1 protein-coding gene is annotated in these 1,083 nt (G+C 34.3%); it reads right to left on the bottom strand.

Features of this window, described 5'->3' with window-relative positions:
• Nucleotides 1-374 precede the first annotated feature (374 nt).
• A partial coding sequence (gene tnpC / locus ASJ81_RS13385; protein WP_141241575.1) for an IS66 family transposase occupies nt 375-1,083 on the bottom strand: 709 nt, incomplete at its 5' end.

Here is a 1,083-nt window from a genome sequence, read left to right as displayed (position 1 = left end):
TAAGCTATTTTGATAAAAGTTTCACTTTAGAAAGTAGCGGAGCGTATTGATTTTAGATAAAATATTCAAAAAAAATATCTAATGAATAAACAAATTCTTTGGCAAAAATGCCAAAGAATTTGTTTTTCAAGATTATTGCAGCTTTTTGAGGTAGTTAGCAGAGAAAATTGTAGGTTTGAGGAAAGAACAATAAGAGAAATCACTAGATTATGGAATTGTGTCCTGTTAATCGTTGTCTTATATAAGCTGTTAAGTTCTATTATATAAATAGACTGTCATATTATGGTATAGAAATAAATACTGTAGACTAATCTGATTATGAACACAGGTTTACGGACCTAATATAATTTATTTAAATCTTTTCTTGTAACTATTCAGGGTATAGTTAGCGGCGCTCCTTTGAGCGCCGCGAGAATACCCTCTAAAACAGGTAAACCATTCTTTCTTATTGTGGAAATATATGCTCTAATTCTGCAGAAAGCTTCCGCTCCTCGTGCAGTTCTGAAAGTTCCTGATATTTTCTGCTGTAGCTTCATCATCCTGACATCTCTTTCTGCTTGATTATTCTCAAACGGAACTTTCAAGTCTGTCAGGAATCTCAGAATCTTGTCTTTATGTTCTATAAACCTATCAAGCAGATTCCTTGCTTTGGTTTTTGGATTCTTACCACGTTTTCCTCGTTTTTCAGGATTTAAAGAAGGTGGATTTTCTTCAATTCCTTTCGCGACTACAGCATTGAACCTTTTTTCTAATGCCTTAACTTGTTCAAAATCTAGATTTTTGACCTGCTCTTTACACTCATCAGCATACTTTTTCATTTCAGACAACAGCTCATTCATATCTTTAGCCCATTGCTGTTTATAATTCTCTTCAATTCCAGTAAGTTCTCTCTGGAGATGAACATTGCAAAGAGCATGATCACAATTATAACTGTTGTAAGGTTTCCATCCATCGTGAACTGCTACCCCTTTAAACTCTGGAAGAATTCCCATAGCATCAATAGCTTCGGATCCTCTTTTTGCATGAGTAAAATAACAGGTGTATTTGTCAGTAGAAGCTACATGAAGCCAATGTCTTTTTCCT

The organism is Methanosarcina spelaei (genome assembly GCF_002287235.1).
Classification (GTDB): domain Archaea; phylum Halobacteriota; class Methanosarcinia; order Methanosarcinales; family Methanosarcinaceae; genus Methanosarcina; species Methanosarcina spelaei.
Note: the sequence above shows the minus strand (reverse complement) of the source record. Positions and strands in the feature narration are given on the sequence as shown.